The sequence below is a fragment of the Parvibaculum sp. genome (assembly GCF_035511255.1).
Lineage (GTDB): Bacteria > Pseudomonadota > Alphaproteobacteria > Parvibaculales > Parvibaculaceae > Parvibaculum.
The window spans coordinates 1-7733 of sequence record NZ_DATKFR010000152.1 but is presented as its reverse complement, the minus strand read 5'-3'; the positions used below and the strand labels follow the sequence as shown (position 1 = coordinate 7733).

Genomic DNA, 7733 nt, shown 5'->3' with positions numbered 1-7733 from the left:
CCCGAAATCGCGAGGCGCGCGCCGGCCGCATCGAGCTGCGCCGCCGCCGCTTCCGAACCGGCTTGCGAAACCAGCGCCGCCTGCTTGCCCCAGAAGTCGATGTTCCAGGAGAGGTTGGCGTTGAGATCGCCGATCCAGTTCATGTTTCCGGCGTAAGGCGGCGGATAGATATAGGTGCCCGAGAACCGCTCCCGCGTTTCTTCGCCGTCGAGCGTCACCTGCGGAAGCGCCTGCGCCCGCGCGACACCGCTTTGCGCCTGCACGCTTCGCATACGGGCGAGAGCCTGCGCCAGCGTCGGATTGTGAGCCAGTCCTCGTGCGACAAGATCGTCGAGCTGCGGATCGCCGAAAGTGGTCCACCAGGCATCCGCGGCCCGCGGCGCATCCTCCGTGGCGAGACCCAGCTCCGGCCCGGTCAAAGCCTTTTCGCCCGGTTCGATCGAGGGAGGTAGAACGCAGCCGCCGAGCAAAAGGCCCGTCAGCGCGACGAATGCGACGGCGGCTCTCATGGCTTCACCTCGTCCGCTTCGCCGAGACTCGTCACCAGACGCGACAGAAGCCCGATCAGCTGATCCGCCTCCTGACGCGAAAACTCGCCCAGGACACCATTGAGAAAATCCGTCACCACCGGAATCAGGGATTCGACGGTCTCGCTACCGGCCGGTGTGAGCGAAAGTCTGACCACGCGCCGATCGACCGAACTGCGTTGCCGCACGACCAGCCCCCGCGCCTCGAGCTGGTCGAGAATGCGCGTCAGGGCGCCACTGTCGTGATGCATGTCCCGGGCGATGTCCGAACAGGTCTCGGCCATCCCGTCCCGCAGATACATGAGCACCGCCCAATGCGTGAACGTCAGGTCGTGTTCGGAAAACAGCGTCTCGAGCTTCGGCAGGAGAAGATTGTGGGCGCGCCGGACGAGATAGGAAATCGCCGACTTCGCCCTGTATGTCTCGGGACGATAATAACCCTTGCTCATATTCCTGCCTCAGCAATGTCTGCCTGGGCAACTATATGACGTGGGTCCGTTCGGCCTTCAAGACAGGCCGCCGAATTTATTTTCTTACCAGAATATCGGTCTGGTTATGGCTCTCTAGGCCGGCGTGACGCGGATTGCCGGCGCGAAATCGCCCTTGAGCGGCGCCCGGAAGCTCAACAGAAGATCGCCCCCCTCCGACTGGAGCGTCACCGGACTTCCATCGGCAAGAAGACGTCCCTCGCCCGCCAGTGTGACATTCGCGATGCGGAAATCCGATCCGCTCGGACTGCCGAGCATGATGATGTTGATCGCCTCGCCCTTCCGTGTGAACCGAACAGAAAGTCCCTCGGCCGTTTCGGCGGATGCCTGCGTCCATGGGCGCGTTCCATAGACGGCCTCGCCATTGGCGCGCAACCACGCCCCGAAAGTCTTGAGCCGGCTCAACTGCTCGTCGGGAATCCCGGCGTCGGTCGCACGTGGACCGACATTCAGAAGCAGATTGCCGTTCTTCGAAACGCCGTCGATGAAATCCGAAAGCAGTTGCTCCGCCGGGGCGTAGTCTTCATCGCGGTCGTTGCGATTGAAGCCGAAGGAATGGCTCATCCCTCGTGTCGCCTCCCATTTCTTCTTCTTGATGTCGGCAAAGCGCGCATATTCCGGGGTACGGAAATCGCTATGCGGCACCACGGCCGGAATGACACCTTCGATCGATTTCGGATTTTTCCTGATATGCCGCTTGGCGAAATAATCCATCACGCGCCGCGCCGCCTTCAGCCGCATGATCTTCCCGCGCAGGCTCGCATGGATCCAGCGATCGTTGACGACGCCCTCCGGCACGGCGTTGTAATAATCGGCGAAGAGCTCGAACAGCTCGTCGCCGCCCGTCGGCCAGGAAATGTCGTTCCACAACACGCTCGGCTCGTATCGTTCGATCAGCTCGCGCGTCTGCGCCATCGCATAGGCCGGATAGTCGCCGCCCGGCATCGAACCCATGAAATCGGAAATCGTCCGCAGCGGCTCGCGGTTGAAACTCCAGTCGATGCCGCCGGAATAATAAACGCCGAACCGCATCCCCGCCGCGCGCACCGCCCGGGCAAGCTCGCCGACGATATCGCGCTCCGTCGTCCAGCCCTTCTCGTGCCGGTTGGCGACCTTGCTCGGCCAGAGACAGAACCCGTCATGGTGCTTCGTCACCAGCACCACGTATTTCGCGCCGGCATCGCGGAAGCTTTCGGCCCATTGCGCCGGATCCCAATGCTTCAACCCTTCGATGAACGGCTCCTTGAACGATTGATATGGCGCATCGCCATACATCTTCTTGTGGAACTCCGCCGACGGCGTACCGGGCACCTTGATCGCGTTCCAGTACCATTCCGTATAAGGGGTCATCGCGACGGCGCGGTCATAGTCGTTCTTGAACGCATCCGAAATGTTGCCGCCCTTGGCGGCGAAGCCGGGAATGGCCCACATGCCCCAATGAATGAAAATCCCGAACTTCGCATCGTCGTACCATTCCGGAATGGGATGTGCGTTCAACGATTCGAGCGTCGGTTCGTATTTTTTCTGGGTCATGTTCATTCCGCCGAGATGGTGTGTTGAAACTGTTCGCCGAGCCCGTCGATGCCAAGCCGCATCGTCTGTCCGGCCTTGAGGTAGACGGGCTCCGGCTTGATGCCGAGGCCGACGCCGGGCGGCGTGCCCGTCGATATGATGTCGCCGGGTTGCAGGCTCATAAATTGCGAGATGTAGGAAACGATGAACGGCACATTGAAGATCATCGTGCGCGTATTGCCGTTCTGGTACCGATGCCCGTCGACCTCGAGCCAGATGCCGAGCCGCTGGGCGTCCGGCACCTCGTCTTTCGTGACCAGCCAGGGCCCGATCGGTCCGAAGGTGTCGCAACTCTTGCCCTTCACCCATTGTCCGCCGCGCTCCATCTGGAAAGCACGCTCGGAGAGATCGTTGACGACGCAATATCCGGCGACGTGATCGAGTGCTTGCTCTTCGGACAGGTAACGCGCCTCCTTGCCGATCACGACGCCGAGTTCGACCTCCCAGTCGGACTTGATCGATCCGCGCGGGATGATGACATCGTCATAGGGACCGCAGATTGCGCTCGTCGCCTTGAAGAAGAGCACCGGCTCCTTCGGCACCTCCATCCCGGATTCGGCCGCGTGATCGGCATAGTTGAGGCCGACGCATATGAATTTTCCGACGCTTCCGACACAAGGGCCGATACGCGGATTGCCCGGCACGAGCGGCAATGTCGCCTGATCGACCGCATTGAGCTTCGCGAGGCTGCTCGCCGAAAGCGCCCGCCCGTCGATATCGGGCACGACGCGGGAAAGATCGCGAATCTTGCCGTCCACATCGATGAGCCCCGGCTTCTCGGCGCCCGCCGCGCCATATCGCAGAAGTTTCATGTGTTGCTCCAGCCGCCGTCGATGGTGAGAACGCTACCTGTCATGAAGGCCGAAGCGTCGCTCGCGAGATAGACGATGAGTTCCGCCACCTCCTCCGGCCGTCCGATGCGTCCGATGGGTTGGCGCGCAATGAAGGCCGCCCGCGCCGTCTCATAGTCGCCTTGCGCCTTCATGCGGTCGTCGAGCGAGGGCGTCTCGACCGTCCCCGGACAGATTGCATTGCAGCGGATGCCACTGGTGACGAAGTCCGCGGCGACCGAGCGCGTGAGGCCGATGACGGCCGCCTTGGTCACGCCATAGGCAAAGCGGTTCGGCGCGCCGATGATCGACGACGCGACCGACGACATGTTGACGATCGAGCCGCCGCCCGCCTCGATCATCGACGGCAGGAAGCACTGAATCATCCGGTACATCGAACGGACATTGAGGTTCCAGGAAAAGTCCCAGTCCTTCTCCGCGCAGTCGAGGATCGTTCCGTGATGAACGAAGCCTGCGCAGTTGAAGAGCACGTCGACGGCACCGGTCTCCTTCGCCAGCGCCTCGATGGCGGCGCGATCCGTCACGTCGAGCCGCCGCGTCTCGGCGCCTTCGAGCGTCGCGAGCTTCTCCTCGTCGATATCCGTCGCGATGACGCGCGCCCCTTCGCGCAGGAACGCCTCCGCCGTCGCGCGGCCCATGCCCTGCGCGGCCGCCGTCACCAGCGCGGTCTTTCCCCTCAAACGTCCGCTCATGCCTCGCTCCTCAATCCGTATGGAAGACTTCTTCCATGGAAGCCCATTGCTCTCCCGCCGCGCGCGTCGCAAGCGGCGCCTGACAGGGATCGGTCAGCTCCCACCACCGTCGCGTCGGCTCGTGTTCCTTCATGCGCGCCATGTCGGCGTCGAAATCCGTACCCACATATTCCCAGTAGCCGAAAAGCAGGTTTTCCGGCTCGCGCAGGAAGATCGAATAATTGGTGATGTTGCAGGCATGGATCATCGCCAGAACCTCCGGCCAGGCGGCCGCGTGCAGGCGCTTGTACTCCGCGAGCTTCTCCGGCCTGACGCCGATCACCATTCCCATCCGCTGCATCGTTTCCCTCACCGCTCGGCGCTGATTTCGACCGCCTCGACGCATTTGTCCTTGATTGCATCCCAGTCCCACGCGATGCCGAGGCCGGGTTCGTCCGGCGCCAACGCGTGACCGTCCTCGATCCGCATCCGTGAGGTCGTGATCTCGTCGAGCTGCGGGATATATTCGACGCGCTGTCCGTTCGGCACGGCGCAGACGAGCGAGACGTGCAGCTCCATCAGGAAATGCGGGCAGACCGGCATGTTGAAGCCTTCCGCCATATGCGCGACCTTGAGCCATGGCGTGATGCCGCCGATCCGCGCCGCATCGACCTGCACGATGGAACAGGCGCCCTTCTGCATGTACTCGCGGAAATGCCGGATCGAATAGATGGACTCGCCCACCGCGACCGGGATCGGCGTCGATCGGCTGAGGCGTATATGGCCGTCGAGATCGTCTGCGGGTAGCGGCTCCTCGATCCAGCCGAGGTCGTAAGGCTCGAGCATCGCCGCGCGGCGGATCGCCTCATCGACCGTGAAGACCTGGTTGCAATCCGTCAGAATGTCGAACTCGTCGCCAAGCGCGAGGCGCAGCAACTCGACGCGCTTCACGTCTTCCGAGGCGTTCGGCTTGCCGATCTTGACCTTGGCCCCGCCAAAGCCGAGGCGTTGCGCCTCGAGCGCGTCTTCGACCAGCGCTTCCGGCGCGAGATGCAGCCAGCCGCCTTCCGTCGTATAGAGCGGCGCGCGGTCCTTCGCGCCGCCCGCGAGCTTCCACAGCGGCAATCCCGCGCGGCGCGCGCGCAGGTCCCAGAGCGCCGTATCGATGGCGGCGAGCGCCAGAGAGGTCATCGCGCCCACGGTCGTCGCATGCGTATGGAATTTAAGATCGTTCCAGATGCCTTCGATCCCGTCGGCGTCGCGTCCGATAAGTCGGGGGACGAGATGATCCGCCAGAAGCCGCATGATCGACGATCCGCCCGTCCCGATCGTGTAGGAATAGCCGGTGCCGACCGCGCCATCGGCGTCCCAGACGCGGACGATGATCGTCTCTTGGCAGACGAAGCTCTGGATCGCGTCCGTGCGCAGCGTCTTGGGCGCCAGCGGCACCATCAGAATTTCGACTTGCTCGATCAGCGCCATGCGCGTTCCACCTATTGAAGCCGATAGAGGCGGGTCGCGGTCCCGCCCATGATCTGGTTGCGCGCATTCTCGGGCTTCGTCGAAAGCCACGCCTCGAACATGGCGCTCCAGCCTGCGTAATCGCTTTCGAGCAAAAGCACCGGCCAGTCGCTACCCCACATCAGCCGCGACGCGCCGAAAGCGTCGTGAAGATGATCGAGATAGGGAACGAGATCGTCGAGCGTCGCATCGGGCCTTGCTTCCGTCAGCAGCCCCGAAAGCTTGCAGGCGACATTCGGGAACCGCGCCAGCCGGTCGATTTTCGGGGCCCATGCGTCGAAGCCGCCTGCCCCGCCCAGTCCCTCGCGGATCGCCGGCTTGCCGCCATGGTCGATGATGACGCTGAGTTCGGGATAACGGTCGACGAGCATCGCCAATGCGTCGAGATGTGGAGGCTTCACCAGCGCGTCGAAACTCAGCCCGCATTCGATCAACGCGCGATAGGCTGGATCGAGCTTCGGCCCCAGCATCCAGTTCACCGGCAGGATGTCCTGGATCATCGGCCGAATGCCCTTGAAGAGCGGGTGTCGCGCGAAATCGCGAAGCGCCGCGACGCCGTCCTCGGTCTCCATGTCTATCCAGCCGACCACGCCTTTGATGCAGGCATTCTTTTCGGCAAGGCCCAGCAGGAATTCGGTCTCGCGCATATCGGGCGCCGCCTGAACGGCCACCGTCCCGTCGATGCGCGCCGCCGCGAGCAGCGGCTTCAACTGCGCCGGCTCGAAATCGGCGTAAATCGCCTCGAGTTCCGGCGTCAGCCAGCCATAATAGCCTTTGGACAATCGCCAAAAATGTTGATGCGCATCGATCCTCACGGCCGCGCCTCCCCCGGCACCGGCGCATCCACCGGCAGAAGTCCCTCGCCTTTGAGATCGGACCAGAGCGCGACCGGAATCTCGATCCGCGCATGGGAAAGGGCCGCCGCCAACTGGTTCCGATCGGCAACGCCCGGAATGACGGCCGCGACGAGCGGATGCGCGAGCGGAAACTGCAGCGCGGCGGCGGGAAGCGGCACGCCATGCGCCCGGCACACGGCATCCATGCGCCGTACCCGCGCGAGCACATCCGCCGGCGCCGCGCCGTAGTTGAAATGCGCCCCGTCGATGGCACCTGTCGCGAGGATACCCGAGTTGAAAGGTCCGCCGACGACAATGCCGATGCCCTCTTTCTCGCACATCGGAAAGAAGCTTTGCAGAGGCTCTTGTTCGAGCAGCGTGTAGCGGCCGGCGAGAAGGAACGCGTCCCAGCGCCCATGTTCCATCGCCTCGGCGCAGACCTGCCACTCATTGACACCGAGCCCAATAGCCTTCACCTGGCCTTCGCGCCGCAAGCTCTGCAAAGCGCGGCCGCCTCCTTCCATCGCGGCCTTCATCAGATCGCGATGCGCGTCGCCATGCGTCGCCGCGCCGATATCGTGCATCAGCAGCAGATCGATCCGGTCGAGTCCCAGCCTGTCCAGACTGCTTTCAAAGGCGCGCAGCACGCCGTCATAGGAATAGTCGAACACCGGTTCGAAGGCGCCGGCATCGATGAAGAATTCGCGTTGCTCGTGCCAGCCCGCATTGGGCTTCAGCAAGCGGCCGACCTTGGTCGAAACGACGAACGCGTCGCGCGGCTTCGTTTGCAGGAAGCGCCCGAGCCGCTCCTCGCTCAATCCGAAGCCGTAAAGCGGCGCGGTGTCGAAATAGCGCAGGCCGGCCGCCCAGGCCGCTTCGAGCGTCGCCTCGGCCTCCTCGTCCGACACGACGCCGAAGAGATTGCCCAGCGGCGCAGCGCCAAAACCGATCTCCGAAACCGAAAGGCTGGTCCGTCCGACCATGCGTGCGCGAAGTGTCATCGTCCCTCCCGCCGCTCAGCTCGCGTCGCGCAGCGCGACCGAGATGCGCCCCGCCGTCTCGGACAAGCGGCGCGCCACCGTTTCGCGGCTGATCGCGTTGGTCTTCAACCGCACATAGGGAACCGTCAACGCCGCGATGGCTTCGCCCGCGACCATGATCGGACAGGATATGTCCCATACGCCTTCCATGATCCGGCTCTGTTCGATCAGCCCGCCATCTTTCCTTATCTGCTTCAGATCGGCCTCGAGCTTGCTCGCCGCGACCC

General features: G+C 63.4%; 9 protein-coding genes and 1 pseudogene. All 10 read right to left on the bottom strand.

What is annotated here, in order from left to right:
• The coding region (locus VMR03_RS05425) for a TolC family protein (protein WP_325403040.1) at positions 1–509 on the bottom strand (509 nt) is incomplete at its 3' end.
• Complete coding sequence (locus tag VMR03_RS05420) at positions 506–976, bottom strand: MarR family transcriptional regulator (RefSeq protein WP_325403038.1); 471 nt, start codon at positions 974–976, stop codon at positions 506–508. The genes VMR03_RS05425 and VMR03_RS05420, both read right to left, overlap by 4 nt.
• Before the next feature lie 114 nt (positions 977–1090).
• On the bottom strand, positions 1091–2548 hold the full coding sequence (locus VMR03_RS05415; RefSeq protein ID WP_325403036.1) for an alpha-L-fucosidase: 1458 nt from the start codon (positions 2546–2548) through the stop codon (positions 1091–1093).
• 2 nt (positions 2549–2550) lie between these two features.
• On the bottom strand, positions 2551–3399 hold the full coding sequence (locus VMR03_RS05410; protein WP_325403034.1) for an ureidoglycolate lyase: 849 nt from the start codon (positions 3397–3399) through the stop codon (positions 2551–2553).
• On the bottom strand, positions 3396–4130 hold the full coding sequence (locus VMR03_RS05405) for an SDR family oxidoreductase (RefSeq protein WP_325403032.1): 735 nt from the start codon (positions 4128–4130) through the stop codon (positions 3396–3398). The genes VMR03_RS05410 and VMR03_RS05405 overlap by 4 nt, the downstream gene beginning before the upstream one ends.
• 10 nt (positions 4131–4140) lie before the next feature.
• Complete coding sequence (locus tag VMR03_RS05400) at positions 4141–4470, bottom strand: L-rhamnose mutarotase (RefSeq protein WP_325403030.1); 330 nt, start codon at positions 4468–4470, stop codon at positions 4141–4143.
• Positions 4471–4478: 8 nt separating this feature from the next.
• Positions 4479–5591 (bottom strand): mandelate racemase/muconate lactonizing enzyme family protein, encoded by a 1113-nt coding sequence (locus VMR03_RS05395; protein ID WP_325403028.1) that lies wholly within the window; start codon positions 5589–5591, stop codon positions 4479–4481.
• An 11-nt stretch (positions 5592–5602) separates the two neighbouring features.
• On the bottom strand, positions 5603–6445 hold the full coding sequence (locus VMR03_RS05390) for an amidohydrolase family protein (protein WP_325403026.1): 843 nt from the start codon (positions 6443–6445) through the stop codon (positions 5603–5605).
• A complete protein-coding gene (locus VMR03_RS05385) occupies positions 6442–7467 on the bottom strand; it encodes an aldo/keto reductase (protein ID WP_325403024.1) in 1026 nt (341 codons plus the stop codon). The genes VMR03_RS05390 and VMR03_RS05385 overlap by 4 nt, the downstream gene beginning before the upstream one ends.
• 15 nt (positions 7468–7482) lie before the next feature.
• Positions 7483–7733 (bottom strand): annotated as a pseudogene (locus tag VMR03_RS05380) (hypothetical protein); the annotation flags it as partial.

Excerpts from the sequence above, each read along its gene's own strand:
- VMR03_RS05410 (WP_325403034.1), bottom strand. The coding sequence starts at position 3,399 with ATGAAACTTCTGCGATATGGCGCGGCGGGCGCCGAGAAGCCGGGGCTC.
- VMR03_RS05400 (WP_325403030.1), bottom strand. The coding sequence starts at position 4,470 with ATGCAGCGGATGGGAATGGTGATCGGCGTCAGGCCGGAGAAGCTCGCG.
- VMR03_RS05420 (WP_325403038.1), bottom strand. The coding sequence starts at position 976 with ATGAGCAAGGGTTATTATCGTCCCGAGACATACAGGGCGAAGTCGGCG.
- VMR03_RS05405 (WP_325403032.1), bottom strand. The coding sequence starts at position 4,130 with ATGAGCGGACGTTTGAGGGGAAAGACCGCGCTGGTGACGGCGGCCGCG.
- VMR03_RS05415 (WP_325403036.1), bottom strand. The coding sequence starts at position 2,548 with ATGACCCAGAAAAAATACGAACCGACGCTCGAATCGTTGAACGCACAT.
- VMR03_RS05385 (WP_325403024.1), bottom strand. The coding sequence starts at position 7,467 with ATGACACTTCGCGCACGCATGGTCGGACGGACCAGCCTTTCGGTTTCG.
- VMR03_RS05395 (WP_325403028.1), bottom strand. The coding sequence starts at position 5,591 with ATGGCGCTGATCGAGCAAGTCGAAATTCTGATGGTGCCGCTGGCGCCC.